The sequence below is a fragment of the Neobacillus sp. YIM B06451 genome, assembly GCF_032667185.1.
Taxonomy (GTDB): domain Bacteria; phylum Bacillota; class Bacilli; order Bacillales; family Cytobacillaceae; genus Bacillus_D.
Genome location: NZ_JAVFKJ010000005.1, coordinates 157065 through 173125 on the forward strand (window position 1 = coordinate 157065; position 16061 = coordinate 173125).

15 protein-coding genes are annotated in these 16061 nt (G+C 47.6%); 3 read left to right on the top strand and 12 right to left on the bottom strand.

Annotated elements, in window-relative coordinates:
* Nucleotides 1-154: 154 nt before the first annotated feature.
* Nucleotides 155-2164 carry a penicillin-binding transpeptidase domain-containing protein gene (locus tag RB160_RS11785; RefSeq protein WP_316570528.1) on the bottom strand — a complete coding sequence of 670 codons (2010 nt, stop codon included), beginning with the start codon at nucleotides 2162-2164 and terminating at the stop codon, nucleotides 155-157.
* Nucleotides 2165-2327: 163 nt separating this feature from the next.
* On the bottom strand, nucleotides 2328-3167 hold the full coding sequence (gene spoIIQ / locus RB160_RS11790; RefSeq protein WP_316570529.1) for a stage II sporulation protein SpoIIQ: 840 nt from the start codon (nucleotides 3165-3167) through the stop codon (nucleotides 2328-2330).
* Nucleotides 3168-3286: 119 nt separating this feature from the next.
* On the opposite strand from spoIIQ, the gene RB160_RS11795 reads away from it, so the two are divergent.
* Entirely contained in the window at nucleotides 3287-3724 is a 438-nt protein-coding gene (locus tag RB160_RS11795) for a VanZ family protein (RefSeq protein ID WP_316570531.1), read from the top strand.
* A gap of 238 nt (nucleotides 3725-3962) precedes the next feature.
* Complete coding sequence (locus RB160_RS11800) at nucleotides 3963-4133, top strand: hypothetical protein (RefSeq protein ID WP_316570532.1); 171 nt, start codon at nucleotides 3963-3965, stop codon at nucleotides 4131-4133.
* A gap of 73 nt (nucleotides 4134-4206) precedes the next feature.
* On the opposite strand, the gene spoIID is transcribed toward RB160_RS11800, so the two are convergent.
* From spoIID to RB160_RS11820, 4 genes are all read right to left on the bottom strand, one after another.
* A complete protein-coding gene (spoIID, locus tag RB160_RS11805) occupies nucleotides 4207-5238 on the bottom strand; it encodes a stage II sporulation protein D (RefSeq protein WP_316570534.1) in 1032 nt (343 codons plus the stop codon).
* A gap of 269 nt (nucleotides 5239-5507) precedes the next feature.
* The gene (gene murA / locus RB160_RS11810) at nucleotides 5508-6818 is read right to left on the bottom strand and encodes a UDP-N-acetylglucosamine 1-carboxyvinyltransferase (RefSeq protein ID WP_316570535.1); all 1311 of its coding nucleotides are present in this window, start codon (nucleotides 6816-6818) and stop codon (nucleotides 5508-5510) included.
* Between the two features lie 32 nt (nucleotides 6819-6850).
* Nucleotides 6851-7585, bottom strand: a complete 735-nt coding sequence (locus RB160_RS11815; RefSeq protein WP_316570537.1) for a YwmB family TATA-box binding protein — start codon at nucleotides 7583-7585, stop codon at nucleotides 6851-6853.
* A 309-nt stretch (nucleotides 7586-7894) separates the two neighbouring features.
* Nucleotides 7895-8131: a DUF1146 family protein gene (locus RB160_RS11820; protein WP_396954711.1), complete on the bottom strand. Its 237-nt coding sequence runs from the start codon at nucleotides 8129-8131 to the stop codon at nucleotides 7895-7897.
* A 276-nt stretch (nucleotides 8132-8407) separates the two neighbouring features.
* Here RB160_RS11820 and galU point away from each other — a divergent pair, with 276 nt between their 5' ends.
* Entirely contained in the window at nucleotides 8408-9286 is an 879-nt protein-coding gene (gene galU / locus RB160_RS11825) for a UTP--glucose-1-phosphate uridylyltransferase GalU (protein ID WP_316570539.1), read from the top strand.
* A gap of 379 nt (nucleotides 9287-9665) precedes the next feature.
* On the opposite strand, the gene nuoN is transcribed toward galU, so the two are convergent.
* The 6 genes from nuoN to nuoI all read right to left on the bottom strand — a co-directional run bounded on the left by nuoN (nucleotide 9666) and on the right by nuoI (nucleotide 15988).
* The gene (gene nuoN, locus RB160_RS11830) at nucleotides 9666-11183 is read right to left on the bottom strand and encodes an NADH-quinone oxidoreductase subunit NuoN (protein ID WP_316570540.1); all 1518 of its coding nucleotides are present in this window, start codon (nucleotides 11181-11183) and stop codon (nucleotides 9666-9668) included.
* Nucleotides 11184-11189: 6 nt separating this feature from the next.
* The gene (locus RB160_RS11835) at nucleotides 11190-12710 is read right to left on the bottom strand and encodes an NADH-quinone oxidoreductase subunit M (RefSeq protein ID WP_316570541.1); all 1521 of its coding nucleotides are present in this window, start codon (nucleotides 12708-12710) and stop codon (nucleotides 11190-11192) included.
* Nucleotides 12710-14575: an NADH-quinone oxidoreductase subunit L gene (gene nuoL, locus RB160_RS11840; RefSeq protein ID WP_316570542.1), complete on the bottom strand. Its 1866-nt coding sequence runs from the start codon at nucleotides 14573-14575 to the stop codon at nucleotides 12710-12712. The genes RB160_RS11835 and nuoL overlap by 1 nt, the downstream gene beginning before the upstream one ends.
* A gap of 168 nt (nucleotides 14576-14743) precedes the next feature.
* Nucleotides 14744-15061, bottom strand: a complete 318-nt coding sequence (nuoK, locus tag RB160_RS11845) for an NADH-quinone oxidoreductase subunit NuoK (RefSeq protein WP_316570543.1) — start codon at nucleotides 15059-15061, stop codon at nucleotides 14744-14746.
* 1 nt (nucleotide 15062) lies between these two features.
* Nucleotides 15063-15572 carry an NADH-quinone oxidoreductase subunit J gene (locus tag RB160_RS11850; RefSeq protein ID WP_316570544.1) on the bottom strand — a complete coding sequence of 170 codons (510 nt, stop codon included), beginning with the start codon at nucleotides 15570-15572 and terminating at the stop codon, nucleotides 15063-15065.
* Complete coding sequence (gene nuoI, locus RB160_RS11855) at nucleotides 15569-15988, bottom strand: NADH-quinone oxidoreductase subunit NuoI (RefSeq protein ID WP_316570546.1); 420 nt, start codon at nucleotides 15986-15988, stop codon at nucleotides 15569-15571. Before nuoI ends, RB160_RS11850 begins: the two co-directional genes overlap by 4 nt.
* Between the last annotated feature and the right edge of the window lie 73 nt (nucleotides 15989-16061).

The window sequence follows — 16061 nt, forward strand, 5'->3', positions numbered from 1 at the left end:
ATCCCCTCTTTAAGTCAATTTGCTGTTTGTTCCTTACGTGCGTTCCCTTCGGTGCACTAGGCTACTTTTTGATTTTCCCTTGTGAACCGCCCGCTAACTTTTCTGCGCTTAATGAATGTACTGTCCCTACCTTTTCTGGACTTTCATTAGCTCCTTACTCTTTCTGCGCTTCAATAAAGATGTTTTTGACGAGCTTGACAGGGATTTGCGAGCCGCCGCGCTTTTGGACATTTTCAACGAGCATGGCGACGAGCATATCCCCGGCATCGGCATTATAGGCGACAAACCAGCCGTTCTCTTTGCCAGTTTCGCCTTGGGTGGCCTTGATCTCGGCTGTGCCCGTTTTCCCTGACAAAGGATAGCCTTTTATTTCCGCCGCGCGAGCTGTCCCGCCCGGATCGGATACAACCTTCCGGAGAGCCGTACCCACCGTTGCAGCAGCTTCCGTAGTGATTGCCTGTTCCTTCAGCACTTGCCCATGCTGGTCATCTAGAAGAAGGATAGGTTTAATCATATTCCCGCCGTTCAGGAATGGCGTGTATGTTGCCGCCAAATGGACGATATTCATCTCCAGCTGCGCTTGTCCATAGCCGGCGTCAGCAAGCAGGATATCCTTATCAAGCGAACCTAGCTGCGAAGCCTGAAGGGGGAACGGATAGCCGAAATCTTCCTCGAACGCAAACTTCTTCATTCCTTCGCTAAAGCCCTCTTTGCCAAGCTTCAGCGCTGTCTGCGCAAAATAAATATTGTCAGAGAACACAAGCGCGCGCTCAAGATTTACATTAGCGGCCTCATGCACCCGTGTGACAAAATACCCTCCCCACGAGGCGTCCTTCTGCCATTTCAGGCCTTTTACGTTCATGACATCCGCCGGATTAGTGGCATTCGCCGTCAGTGCCGCCCCTGCGACAATCGGCTTGATGACCGATCCCGGCGCGAACTTCTTATTGAACCGCGTATTAAGCGGCTTATTCGGATTATCATCGAGCGCTTTCCATTCAGCAGCCGACATCCCGAATACCACCTGGTTCGGGTCAAAGGACGGGGAGCTGACAAGCGCGAGCGTCTCCCCTGTTTTTGGGTTGATGGCGGCCACGGCCCCAGCTTCACCCTTCATCTGATCGGTAATCTTCATCTGCAGCTCCGCATCGACCGTAAGCTTGACTGGCTGCCCGTCCACCACCGGCTTTTCTGCAAGAACCTCCTGCCCACCGTCTTCCTTGTTAATCACAATTTGGACTCCAGGCTCGCCACGAAGCTGTTCCTCATACACCTGCTCAATGCCGCGCTTGCCAATGATGTCCCCGCTGGAATAGCCCTTGCCCTCCAGCTTCTCAAGCTCCTCGGCTGTCACTTTGCCGACATAGCCGACAAGATGGGCTGCCGCTGCCCCATACGGATAAATCCTCGACTCAACCTTCTTCGTCTGGACAGGCTTAAGCTTGATCAATTCCGCGATTAACGCCTCATCGTTCATTGAAACCTTTTTAAGCGGCACGAAGTAGTCCGGCTTTACCCAGCTGGCCTTTACCTGCTTTTCAATGCTCTCCGGCGCCATATTGAGCAATTTCCCGAGCTGGGCCAATGTTTCCGCTTCCTGCCCTTCCATATCCTTTGGAACGACACCCACCTCATACACAAGCCCGGTCGTCGCCAGCGGATTCCCCGTCCTGTCAAAAATCTCGCCGCGTTCAGGGGCTTGCGTCGACAGGGAGATTTTATCCCCCTTCCTAAGCTGAGGGAAAATATAAGTTGTATTCCAATCAACATACCAATCTTCTTTTTTGTCCCGCTCCTCCTTCACGAGAAAGGCATCATGGCCGAACTCAATCGGTCCGGCGATGCTGTCCATACTTGCCGTAAAGCCGTATGTAGCTTCTTCGCCTTCCTTCTGCTTATCCTCTTTCGGCTTCGTAAAACTCACCTTCAAATTGCTGATCTGTAGGTCGCCATAAATCTTTTTATATCGTTCCGTAAAATCCTGTTTACTGATGGATGCTTTTGCTTCCGTGGACAGATACGAGTACATTCCGCCAAAATCCTGATTATTCCACAGCTTCACGTAGTCGGAAAATCGGTCCGCCGGGTCGGGTTTTTTCTCCGTACAGCCTGCCAGGACGGCTGCCAGAATCAGAGCAGAAACAATCATGAACAGCTTTTTCATCACCCATCCCCCTTTTCATTTTGTCTCATTTTACCATAGGTTAGGGAAATTTCTGAAGGAGGACACTTTGCGTGCAGATTGTTACAATGAACGGGTTTTAGGGCGTGGGCCAATTTTTCACAAAAAAAAGAGAGGGTTTATCCCTCCCTATTTCAACGTATGATTATGAACTTTTTTTATCTCCGGATTTGTCAGAAGAGTCGCCGGACGGCTCATTGAGTTCGTCTTCAGCGGATTCGGCATCTTCTTCATCAACAGGGGCGTTGCTTTCCCCTTCACCCTCGGCTGCTTCTTTCTTTTTGGAGGGGTCAGCGGTCTCGCTATTTTGGAGCGAGCTAAGCGGCTTGTCGAAATAGTCAGCCGGATTGACCGCTACGCCGTCTTTGCGGATTTCAAAATGGACGTGCGTACCGCCTTTTTGGTTTACCTGGCTTTGGCCAGCTGCGGCAAGTACCTGCCCTTTATCAACCTGTTCGCCAACCTTGACCTTGATGTCTTTCACGGACTGATACTGTGTTACAATACCTTTGTCATGCTGGATTTCGATTACATTGCCGAGCAGCGAATCTTCCTCGACCCTTGTAACCGTACCGCTTAGTGATGCTGTGACATCAAATCCGGAACCATCCTTCATCGCAAGGTTAAGGCCGGTGTTTGGAACATAGATGTTGTTGTGGACGACCAATGCTTCCTGCTGCTCTTTCGGATCGGCGGAGTTATCATAGAATTTTTTCTGGATGACCGCGTTCTCCTTGTTTGCGACCGGCATCGCGAAGTTCTCAAGCGATTTGTTCACCTCAAGGGCGGGCTCGTTAAACTTCTTCTTGGCGTTTTCAGTAGTTTTGTAATTGTACTTTTCCGCTGAATCGCCGCTCATTTGATACCAAAGGACACCTGTCAGAATGATTGCCGCACTTGCAATGTAGACTGCCGGTACTACCCAGCTCTTTTTAAGAAAACGTTTAAAACCTCGAGAAGATTGCTTTTTTTCTTCCTCTCTCATTATCATCACCTCAGCAATCATTCTGAACACAATGGTAGAATTATATACATTGCCACACAAATTTTTGGAATATTTTTTGTCATTAGGCGAACTTTTATGCATCATGAAGGAGGATTTTTATGAAATTTGTTCTTAAATGGGTGGCCAGGCTGCTCCCTTTCATCTATATGGCCATGATTTGGGTCATGTCCAGCCTGCCAAGCAACCACTTCGTCGAGCTCCCCGACTCGTCCCTAGACCGGTCAATCAAGGAATCGCTCCACCTGATTGAATTCGCGATTCTTTACATATTGTACGTCCTTGCCGTACTTTCTGGGAAAATAAAGTTCAAGAGAAGTGTGAATATGCTCCTCGCGGCCGCTGCGGCCCTTTACGGGCTCACGGATGAAATCCACCAGTCGTTCTACCCCTACCGCTCCGCATCGCTATTTGACCTCTTTAAAGACGTCCTGGGGGTTGCTGTAGTCTACTACTTTGTGGATGGCGCTTTGTTCAGAGGGAAGTTTAAGAGACTGGGGAGATTGCTTTTGAAATGGAAGGAGTCCATGCAACGCTGAGGCGGTTATTACTAAACATAGAAAACAATAGCTGAATAGGAAGCACGGGATAGAGGCAAGGGTCGGAGTTATTCCATCTCACCATCTATCCTTTTTAATTTGCAATTTAATGCACTTTGCTTGTATCTATATTTACCCCGCATATCTTCCATCGAGGTTCAATTGAAAATTGCTGTTTATGTTAAGTTCCATGCGCACTATAGTACGCATGGAGTTTCCTTAGGAGAACTTTATCCGGGTGTTCGGCATTATTACCCGGGTATTCGGCATTATTATCCAGGTATTCGGCATTATTACCCGGGTGTTCGGCAATATTATCCTGGTATTCGGCATTATTATCCGGGTATTCAGCATTATTATCCGGGTGTTCGGCAATATTATCCGGGTATTCGGCATTATTTCAGGGTGATAAAAGGTGAACAACCAGCAACAAAACAGAAAAGCCGGCCCAAGAAACAGGCCGGCTTCCTAACAACGTTGTATTATTTCCTCGCAGATGCCGTAATAGTAGCAAGCAGGCTATCGGCGGGGCTGATTTCAATTCCTTTATAGTAGTATTTGACGATTTGCTGATAGGATTTTCCCTCGGCCGCCATGCCGTTGGCTCCATATTGGCTCATTCCAACCCCGTGGCCAAAACCGCGGGTCGTGATGATGATTTCATTTCCACGCCGCTGCCACGAAAAATCGGAAGACCTAAGCTCGAGCTCCTCGCGTATTTTCCTCCCGCTTAGCACTTTGCCATTGAAATCCACCTTGCTGATTCGGTTGCCAGCTGTACGGCCTGTTATTTTACCGATTGTTTTAGAATTGCCCAGCTTTACGCCAAGCCTTCTTTCAAATTCGGGAACGGGAATGCTTACCCTGTCTTTAAACTTTGGTGATTTCCGATCCCAAGGGCTTTCCACGCTCCGCAAGTAAGGAAAAGCATTTTCCCAGTATTCTTCTGAGTTCTCAGTGAAGCCATTGCTGGTTGAAAAAAATGTTGCCGTAATTGCCTTTCCATTATATGTGAGGATTTGTCCGTCTGTTGAACGGACCGCTTCAGCTATTTTCTTCTTTTTCCAGCTGTAATCCCTGCCCCATATCCTTTTCAACTCGGCATCGCTTTTATAAACTTGATGGATTTCGGTATCGCTTACCTGCGCCCCTTCCGGAAGGCCGGTTTTTTCCTCTGCCATCAGTTGTTTGACAATGTACGTCCGCGCCGCAAGCGCCTGTGCCTTCAATGCTTCCTCTTCAAATTCAGCAGGCATTTCAGCGGCTACGACTCCTTCCAGGTACTTGTTCAGAGGCAGCTTCTCTACCTTTTTTAACCCAGTCCTGTATACTGTGATTTCCGCTGCCGCATCGGCTTCTTGTCCGTTTTCCTCAACTGGGGCTTTTTGCAGGTTTTCACCTATGCTCCCATCCACCCCCTTGTCCTTGTAGGGAAGAACAAGCAATGCCGGGATTACAAGCGTTACCGCAAACAGGAAAGATGCTAGTGCGATGATCGATTTCATATTTTTCATGAACGAGCCTCCATTTGAAAAGTAAACGGCCGGCATAGCCGGCTCCGCTTCAATAAAACATATGGCAATGGACAGGCAGTTATGACTGGAAATTGGCTTATGTATCCGTGCAACGCCATGAGTTTGTTTACCTTTTAATACAAGCCGAGTCTTGGTTTTTCGCCACGTTAAAAGAAAAGCCGAAGCAAGGCATCTGTCAGACATCTGACAGCCCTTCCTTCGGCTTCCTCGTAATCGGCTCTATATAATGGCGATTAATAAAAAACAAATTATGCATTCAAATCAGTAACAAGCGTTTCCTCTTCCGTGAAAACTTCTACTGGATCAGATACGCGCTCTACATCGGCTCCAAGCGCCGCAAGCTTTTGATGGAAATTTACGTAGCCGCGGTCGAGGTGCTTCAATTCCGTTACCCTGGTAACACCTTCAGCTACCAGTCCAGTAAGGATGAGAGCAGCTGCCGCGCGAAGGTCTGTTGCCGCGACTTCCGCTCCTTGAAGGTTCGATTTACCCGGAATAATAACGGATCGCCCTTCGATTTTTATATCAGCGTTCATACGACGGAATTCTTCAACATGCATAAACCTGTTTTCAAAAACGGTTTCGGTGATCATTGAGGTGCCCTCCGCACGGAGAAGCAGCGCCATCATTTGTGATTGCATGTCGGTCGGGAAGCCTGGATGCGGCATGGTTTTAATGTCGACCGCCTTGAGCTGATCGGTACCAATTACCCTGACACCGTCCTCTTCCTCGACAATGGTAATCCCCATTTCCTCCATTTTCGCAATCAATGATGATAAATGTTCAGGAACAGCCCCCTGAACAAGGACATTTCCGCCAGTGATTGCAGCGGCTACCATGAATGTCCCAGCCTCGATTCGGTCCGGAATAATCGCATGATCCGCGCCGAACAATACATCCACACCTTCGATTCTGATCGTGCCTGTTCCTGCGCCGACCACTTTTGCGCCCATCTTATTCAAAAGATTGGCCAGGTCGACAATCTCTGGTTCCTTCGCCACGTTTTCAAGGATCGTGGTGCCTTCAGCAAGCGTTGCAGCCATCATGATATTTTCGGTAGCTCCTACACTCGGGAAATCGAGGTAGACTCTCGCGCCTTTCAAGCGGCCATCAACTTCCGCTTCAATAAATCCGTTTCCGACTTTTACCTTCGCACCCATCGCTTCAAAGCCTTTCAGGTGCTGGTCAATCGGGCGCGAACCAATCGCGCAGCCGCCCGGCAATGCAACGCGGGCCCTGCCATTGCGGGCCAACAACGAACCCATTACCAATACTGAAGCACGCATTTTCCGAACATATTCGAATGGTGCCTCCTCTTTCAACTCTCTGGATGCATCTACTACAACTTGATTATTTTCAAACACGACTTCTGCGTTTAAATGGCGTAATACTTCGTTGATCGTATATACATCGGAGAGAGCCGGGACATCACGTATAATGCTTTTTCCATCACTGGCCAACAATGTTGCAGCGAGTACAGGCAGTACAGAATTTTTGGCACCCTCAACCCTGACAGTTCCATTCAGCCTATTTCCGCCGCGGACGATGATTTTTTCCAAGTGTATTCCCCTCCGCGTCCAAGTTCACTATATTAATATTCAATCGTAATGATGGGGGTTCCGACTGTTACAGCCGCATACTTTCCCCCTGTCGAGCGAACAGCAATTTGTACATTCATTCCATTTTCAAAAGTGTCGGTAAACAATGGCGAAAACGCCGAAATTGAGATGAAATCTTTTTCCCTGATTGCCTCGGTTTCAACGGCATTTAATCGTTTCATTATGCGATTTGTTTTTAGGGATAAAGCCTTTTCCATTCTATCATCGAAAATGCCACTGATACAAGAGAAAATTGGCGGTTCGCCTCGAAATATGTCATCCATGCGATCCTTGAATACACCATTCGCAAAAAAGGCCGCACTTTCTCCATTCCATTCTCCGCCCGCGACTCTATATATTATATACGCATTTGCCTTATGGGGTGTGCGGGTCGAACTAATTTGAAGATATTCCCTGCCGTAACCGGATGCAGGGGATTCAGCCGCCGCTTCCCATTTCCCGCCGGTTGCCGAAAAAGACCATTCCCAGCCTGGGAACTTGTCCTGAAGCCGCTCAGCATACTCCTCCAATTTCCCGGGTGAATCGGAGTCCTCAATTATTTCCCGTGAATAAACCGTCCACTCCTTAAGCAAACTATCTTCGGCTTCCAATACAGCCGCAAGCTTAATTAGTTCCGGTGCACTGTCAGCTACAATCGTTCTATTCCCATGTTCAAACAGTACAAAACCAATAATGGCAAAAATTGATAAAGCTAGCTTTGATTTCATGTGCCGATCCCCTTCCCCTCATTAACATTTTTACCAAGGGGTTGTGGGGCATACATGGGAATTCCCGTCACTTTTAGACAATGTGCAGACAAACCGCGAAATTTGTAAAATAATGCACAATAATGATTGTACTCAAAATTAGCCGGCTTGAACACATGTATTAAGTCCTATATACCAGGCTAAAAAGCAAATTTTATAAAACCCTTTCACAATGAAAAGTCCACTTTATACAAAAAGGCCACGAAAAGTCACTTTTCCGGCCCGTTTTTTAAATTTTAGAAAAAAAGAACTGTAGAAGCGGCCTGGCCGTTAATCAAATATAGCCGGCAGCTGGCGGGAAAGTAGAAGGTAATCGAGGAAGAAATTGCTCACAGTGGTACCAATGGCAATTGCCAGCAATATGTATAAAACCCTGGCCTGCAGTACACGGTTTGCCCTTAATAGTTTTTCAAAATTCAATGCCTGGATTGCCCACCATGCCAATGTGATGCACAAAAGATGTACCAGAATCCCAACCAATGCGCCCGTTCCGAGATCAGAAATCAATAAAACGCCCCCTTCGCATGCTTTATGTGCCATGCTGGATGAGCATGAGGCACTTAGAGAAATCCTTGCAAAACAAAAGGAAAAATTTAGGTGATTCCCCTTGTCTGTTATTATTTAGTGTGAAATAATCATTCATGATATGATAGTAGAAAAGCTTCTATCTATAGCCTCTCCCATACTATTGTATGGATAGCCGGAGGGAAAAGCAATCTTTTCACCCGCCTCCCTGAAAGAGGGGAAAATGCAAAAAAATAATTTGGTATGAAGGTGATTTTTATGAAGAAGGTAAGAAAAGCGATTATCCCGGCCGCTGGGCTTGGAACCCGCTTTTTGCCTGCGACAAAAGCAATGCCAAAGGAAATGCTTCCGATTGTCGACAAACCAACAATCCAGTATATCGTTGAGGAAGCAATCGAATCCGGCATAGAGGATATCATTATCGTTACCGGCAAAGGCAAAAGGTCCATTGAAGACCATTTTGACCATGCATTCGAACTTGAGCAAAACCTGCTTGAAAAGGAAAAATTCGAGTTGCTTGAAAAAGTCCAGGCCTCATCAAATATGGTGGATATCCATTACATACGCCAAAAAGAGCCTCGAGGGCTTGGCCATGCGGTATGGTGCGCGCGCAACTTCATTGGCAATGAGCCATTTGCAGTCCTGCTTGGCGATGATATCGTCCAGGCGGAGGTGCCCTGCCTTAAGCAGCTGATTAACCAATACAATGAAACCCTATCTTCCGTAATCGGGGTCCAACGGGTTCCTGAAACGGAAACCCATCGGTATGGGGTAATCGATCCTTTAGAAGAGTACAACCGCCGATACCAGGTACGTCAGTTCGTAGAAAAACCAAAGCCAGGGACAGCTCCATCGAATCTAGCAATCATTGGACGCTATATCCTGACCCCGGAAATATTCATGTTCCTGGATAAACATGAAATTGGCGCAGGTGGAGAAATCCAGCTAACCGATGCCATCCAAAGCCTGAATGAAATACAGAGGGTCTTTGCCTACGAATTTGAAGGTAAACGTTTTGATGTCGGGGAAAAACTGGGCTTCATTGAAACGACACTTGAATTTGCGCTGCAAATGCCTGAACTCAAAGAGGATCTGCTTGCTTTTATGAAAAAACAGATTGAACTGAATGAGAAATAATGATCAGCCGCATTCATAAATGTTTTGTGGACTGAGCAAGTAACGATAACTAGCCGCAACCAAATTCATGGGTGCGGCTTTTTTTGCGTATAAAAAAAGATTTTGTTCTGTGAAGGCGAGATTTAAAACGAAACAAAGGGCCCCCCTTTCGAAGGAGCAGCCCTTAGCTTTTTTCCCTTATATGTGTCCCCTTTGCTCATTATGCGGCTTCCTTCCCCCAAAGGTTCCCGCATATCCCTTTTTCCAGGCAGCTTCCTCCCCTCAAAGGAAGCCGCATGGCTTTCAATTCCGGCGAACTCCTTCCCCCAAAGGAAGCCACGCCTCAGCCTTCTGATAAGCCTAAAAGCCTTCAGAAAGGTACCAATAGCCCACAAAATCCCTACTTCAAAAATTCCCCGAAACCGCCAAAGTTGTTATGCAGGAAGTCCAAAGCAAGATTCGGCATAATTCCAAACAGGACGCTGGCTGCCACTGTAATGGCGAGAGCCGCTAGGATGCCCGCAGGAATCTTGAATTTAGTATCATCCGCCGCTGGACGGAAGAAGATTTGTGTCAAAATACCGAAGTAGTAAACATACGATATGACCGTGGTGGCAATCATAATTGATGCAAGAACATAATGCGGGTTATTCTCATCAATGAACGCACTTAGGAAAATGTTCATTTTGCCAATAAATCCTGCGGTACCCGGAAAACCTGCCAATGATAGGATCAAGATCCCAAAAGCAGCTGAAAGCAATGGCGCTTTCTTGTATAGGCCAGCGAAATCCTTGATATCCTCCGACCCTGCCTTTTCACTCATCAGCTGGATGATGGCAAACGCCCCGATATTCATGAACGTGTACGCCATAAGGTAGAACCACACGGCATCAAACATAAAGTAGCTAAGCGATGTAAACGCGACAAGGATATATCCCGCATGCGCGATGCTTGAATAAGCAAACAGACGCTTGATGTTCCTCTGCCTGAGTGCAACGACGTTTCCGATAATCATCGTTGCTGCAGCAAGGAATGCGATATAATCCTGCAGTTTCAGCAATAACGGCATTGATCCTGGACCCTCTGTTATCGTCATGCCAAAAACCGTAAGCATGATTCTGATTACAACGATGAATCCAGCTGCTTTGGAAACGACGCTCAGGAAAGCCGTTACCGGAGTCGGTGCTCCCTGGTACACATCCGGAGCCCACATATGGAACGGAGCCGCCGCAATCTTAAAGGAAAGTCCGACAAGAATCATGAAAAATGCGATACCCAGAAGATAGACCTGCTGGCTGGACGTGATGTTTGCAAGCGTGTTCGCAATTTCCTTAAGGTTCGTCGAGCCACCGATTCCGTACACATAGCTCATCCCAAACAAAGTGATTGCAGTGGAAATACTGCCATTAATGACGTACTTCATAGCGGATTCATTCGAATTCAGCTGATTCCTTCGTATACCCGCTAGAACATAGGAAGAAATGGACAGCAACTCCAGTCCGACAAACAGCGTGATCAAATCGCCGCTTGACGACATGATCATCCCGCCGAGAAGGGCTGTCAAAAACAGATAGAAAAATTCGCCTTTGTATTCAGCAAATCCATCCTTTGGCTCATAATGGATTGCCAACAGCATGACAAGAGCGGATCCTCCAAGAAGGATCAGTTTAAATACCTTCCCGAAGCCATCAAGCCGGTACGTATCTTCGAGAATGGACGTAACTGGCGCATCAAGCATGCCGACCAGGGAAATCCCGGCCGCAACAATGGCAGCAAGTGACACCCAGCCGAACATTTTCCTGTCGCTGCTTTTTGGCAAAAACAGATCGAGAATGGTTATAAGCGCGGCTGTACCGAGTATGATGAACTCAGGCGCCATTATGCCCCAGTTGTATGATAGCAATTCTTTGAGTTCCATAGTTCATCAACCCCCCAGCCCAAGCATGATAGTTTTAAGTGCAGATTCCAGCGGTGAGCTGAGCACACTTGGGTATACGCCAATCAGGACAATCAGGAACAGCAATGTCAATGCCGGCACATATTCAACCCCTTTTAAATCCAGGACTCCCGTAAATTCACGCTGCGGCATTCCATACGTGATCCCGAGGATTGCCCTGAGGAGATAGGCGGCTGTCATGATGATTCCTATACATCCAATGGCTGCAAGGACTGGCATTTCCTTGAATAAGCCAAGGAATGCCATGAATTCGCTGACAAATCCGGACATGCCCGGAAGGCCAAGTGATGCCATCCCACCAGCGAGCAGGATACCGGAAGCAACCGGCATGCCTTTTGCCAGTCCTCCCAAATTGGCGATGAGCGACGTATCCATACGCTCATAAAACACACCGACAAGGAAGAACAGCAATGCGGAAATGAGGCCGTGCGAGATTACCTGGAAGATTGCCCCCTGAATCCCGGCTTCGTTCAACGCTGCAAGGCCTATCAGGACAATCCCCATGTGAGAAATCGACGAATACGCCAAAACCATTTTAAAATCCGTCTGGATAAAAGCAAGGAATGCCCCATACAAGAGATTCACTACGCCAAGGATAGCCAGCAGGACGGCAAGCTGTTTGAACTGCTCCGGAAAAATGCCCATCCCGAAACGGATTAAACCGAATGCGCCAATTTTCAAAAGAATCCCCGAGTGAATCATGACAATCGCGGGAGGCGCCTGGACGTGGACACGGAGCATCCAGCTGTGCAAAGGGAATATTGGAAGCTTTATTCCAAATGCCACCAATAAGGCAATTAAAAGCCCCATTTTCGCCCCATCGGAAATCGGAGCCATCAATTGCGCATCCGGATTTGCCATAAGCTGCTCAAGCAGTTCGATATTTGATGTCCCTGTCCTCGTGAACAGGACCATGATGACAATTAACAGGACAGCCGAGCCAAGCCCGTTGTAAATCAAAAAGCTGTAAGCCGCTTTTTCTTTTTCAAAATAACCCCATTTTCCAATCAGGAAAAACATCGGAATGAGCGTTAATTCGAAGAATAGGAAGAACAGGACAAGGTTTTGCGCGGTAAAAACGCCAAGCATCCCTACTTCAAGAAGAAGGAAGAGCATAAAATACCCTTTCCACTCCTTTTTGATCATGCCTGATGCGATTGCAGCCAATGAAGCGACAACAGCCGTCAGGACAATCATCAGGAGGGAGAACCCATTAATCCCTAATTCGTAATAAATGGAAAAGTACTTCTCTCCCATTTGCTTGAAACCGCCGAACTGAATCCAATCGACCCTTGTTGAAAAATCGGCCAAATCCTTACCGGCAAGATAATGCGCATAGGCCGCCAGCGATAGGAGCAGTGCCGGCAGAGTTGCAAGGAATCCAACTAGTTTTATCGCTTTTTCATTTGTTTTTGGCAAAAATGCCAGGACGATAATGCCGAGCAGCGGGGAGAAGACCAAAATAGTCAGTATAGAAGAAAGGTTCACTACAAATACCCCCCTGTCAGCGCAAAGATGACTGTCAATACGGCTAGTCCGATAAAGGCGACCGCCGCATATGTTTGGATTTGCCCGGATTGAAGCTTAGAACCCGTTTTGGCAAATGCACGAATTGTGCCGGCAACAGCAGAAGCAATTCCTTCAACGAGGAATACATCGATATAGCGGAAGAAATGGCTAATCACTTTTGTCGGATTGATAATGGTGAGACCATAAAACTCATCAATGAAATATTTGTTGTAAAGGACGTTGTAAGCCCCAGGCGCCGACGAGCTGAGCCAGTCGCGGGACAGCGAACGCTTCCCGTACATCAGCCAGGCAAGGTAAATTCCAGCCAATGAAACAACTGTTGCCGCAATCATGATCCAGGCAGGGCCTTCAATATGGCCGTGGCCCAAAGCCGGATTCCCATCAACGAGCCAGTCACCAAGGAAGGATCCGAACCATGGCGTGTTGACATAGCCGGCCACGACTGCAAGCACACCAAGCACCATCATCGGCATTGTCATACTGGCTGGTGATTCATGGACATTCTTAACGTTCGAACGGGATTCACCCCAGAAGACCATAAAGAAAAGCCGGAACATGTAAAACGCGGTAAAGAATGCCGCAACCAGCGCGAGCAGGAATAATACGGGATGGCCGTTTTCCCAAGCGGCAATCAAAATTTCATCTTTACTGAAAAATCCTGAGAACAATGGCACACCGCTGATGGCGAGTGTCCCAATCAGGAATAGCGGGCCAGTCAGTTTCAACTTTTTCCACAAACCGCCCATTTCCTCAATATTTTGTGTATGGACCGCATGAATGACACTTCCAGCCGCTAGGAACAAAAGTGCCTTGAAGAATGCGTGTGTCATCAGATGAAACACACCGGCAACATAGCCAGCAGAACCAAGCGCAAGCATCATGTAGCCGAGCTGGCTGACCGTTGAATAAGCCAGGACGCGTTTGATGTCTTTCTGAACTAGGCCGATGCTCGCAGCAAATATCGCGGTAAAGGCTCCGATAATCGCCACCGTCAGCAACGCCGTTTTACTGGCGGCAAAAAGCGGGAACAAGGCTGCCACCAGGTAGACACCGGCCGCTACCATCGTGGCGGCGTGAATCAACGCCGAAACTGGAGTCGGGCCTTCCATCGCATCCGGAAGCCATGTGTGGAGCGGGAACTGGCCTGATTTGCCCATGGCGCCAATGAAAATCAGGATGGCAATCAGGGTAAGCATTCCAGCGGTGATGGCTCCTGCATCAACCGCGGCAAAAATTTCATCATATTCAAAGCTTTTCGTTTGCCAGAATAATAGAATCATGCCGATCAACAGCCCGACATCCCCAATCCTGGTCATGATAAAAGCTTTTTTGGCCGCCGCCTTCGCTTCTTCCTTGTAAAAATAAAACCCAATCAATAGGAAGGAACCAACTCCGACGAGTTCCCAGAAAATATAGGTTTGCAGGAGATTTGGCGATACGACAAGGCCTAGCATCGCAAATGTAAATAACCCAAGATACGCGTAAAAAACCGGAATGCGCTCGTCACCGTGCATGTATCCCTTGGAATAGATATGTACGAGACAGCTAACAAGCGACACGATAAACAGCATTAATGCATTAAGTTGGTTCACTTCAAAGCCCGCTGTTAATTGAAAATCTCCTATTGTAAGCCACACGGCCTCGGACTTGTATGTTGGCGCCGAGAACCGGTCTATAAGCACCGCCACTGACATTGCCAGCGAAGCGAGTGTCAGCGCGATTCCGACAAAGGCGCTTGCCTCTTTGAGCCGTTTACCAAATAGAAGAAGAATCAAAAACGATAAAAGCGGGAAAAGCGGTATGATCCATGCATTTTCCATCAATACACTATCCCCTTTATGAACGCGCGTTCTGATGCAGAAGTATTTCTGGCTGCGCGCCTGATTTCACCCTGCTGCACAGGGTTTCCGCAGGTGCAGGTCCCGCGGTGGAAGAATTCCGGGCAGCCTGCTCATGGTGCCGGCAGCCCACTAATCCGGAATGAATCACAGTTAGTTTTTCATAATATCCATTTCATCTATGTTTACTGTCTTCCTGTTCCTGTAGAGGGAAATCAGGATTGCCAGGCCTACCGAGACCTCGGCGGCTGCCACTGCCATCACGAACAGTGTGAAAATCTGCCCGTCAATGGAAGGGGTGATTCCATACTTGCTGAATGTAACGAGGTTGATGTTAACCGCATTCAGCATCAGTTCGATGGATATTAGAACGATTACTGTGTTCCGCTTTGTCAGGGCTCCGTAAAGGCCGATACAGAACAAAATCAGGGCAAGCGCGAGGAAGGCAGAAGCAGGAACTCCCGAGTTCATATTATTCCGCCTCCTTATCGTCTTTTTTCGCAAGAATGATTGCGCCTACAAGCGCAACAAGCAGAACAACCGAAACTAATTCAAACGGGATAATGAACCTGGAGTAAAGCGCGATCCCAATCTGCTCAGTATTGTTCACATGGAGCTCAGTTGAGCCAGGGCCAAGGTCGAGATTGTATATTCCCAGATAAAACGCCGCTGCAAATCCGGCGACGCCAAGCAGCAGGAGGAACTTTCTCCATTTCCCCGTGCTAGACTCACTTTCATCATCGTGCTTTGTAAGCATGATTCCAAAAAGCATAATAATTGTAATTGCCCCGGAGTAAATGAGAATCTGGGCCGCCGCCAAAAATTCCGCGGACAGCAGGACAAATATCCCCGCGATACTGATAAAAGTAAATACGAGAGCGACAATAATGTGGATGACCTTTGTCAGGTTCAATAAGAGCACGCCCCCGATGACTGCCACTAGCGCAAGTGACATAAAAGCCAAAAATTCACCTGAAATCATGCCTTATTCACCTTCCGAACATTCTCGTCATTTTCATCCAGCCACTCAAGGTTTTTAAAGAGGTAGTCCCGGCTATACTCGGCAAGCTCGAAATTATTCGTCATGACGATTGCTTCTGTCGGACAAACCTCGGTACATAAATCGCAAAGGATGCAAATTTCAAAGTTGATGTCATACGTATCAATAACTTTCCCCTTCTTTGTTGGGTCCGGATGTTTTTTGCCTGTCAACTGAATGCACTCTGTCGGACATATGTTGGCGCACTGGTTGCAGACAATGCACTTTTCAGGATAGAACTTCTGGATTCCCCGAAACCGGTCCGGAAGAGGAAGCGGTTTCTTTGGATATTCGTATGTGATTTTTTCCTTGGTCAGGTTTTTAAGGGTATACTTTAAGCCTTTTGCCAATCCAAGCATGTTTTTCACCCCTTTGGTGCGTGATAAAAGAAATCTGTTTTTCCTGCCGGGAATGCTAGTCGTTCCAATCCCC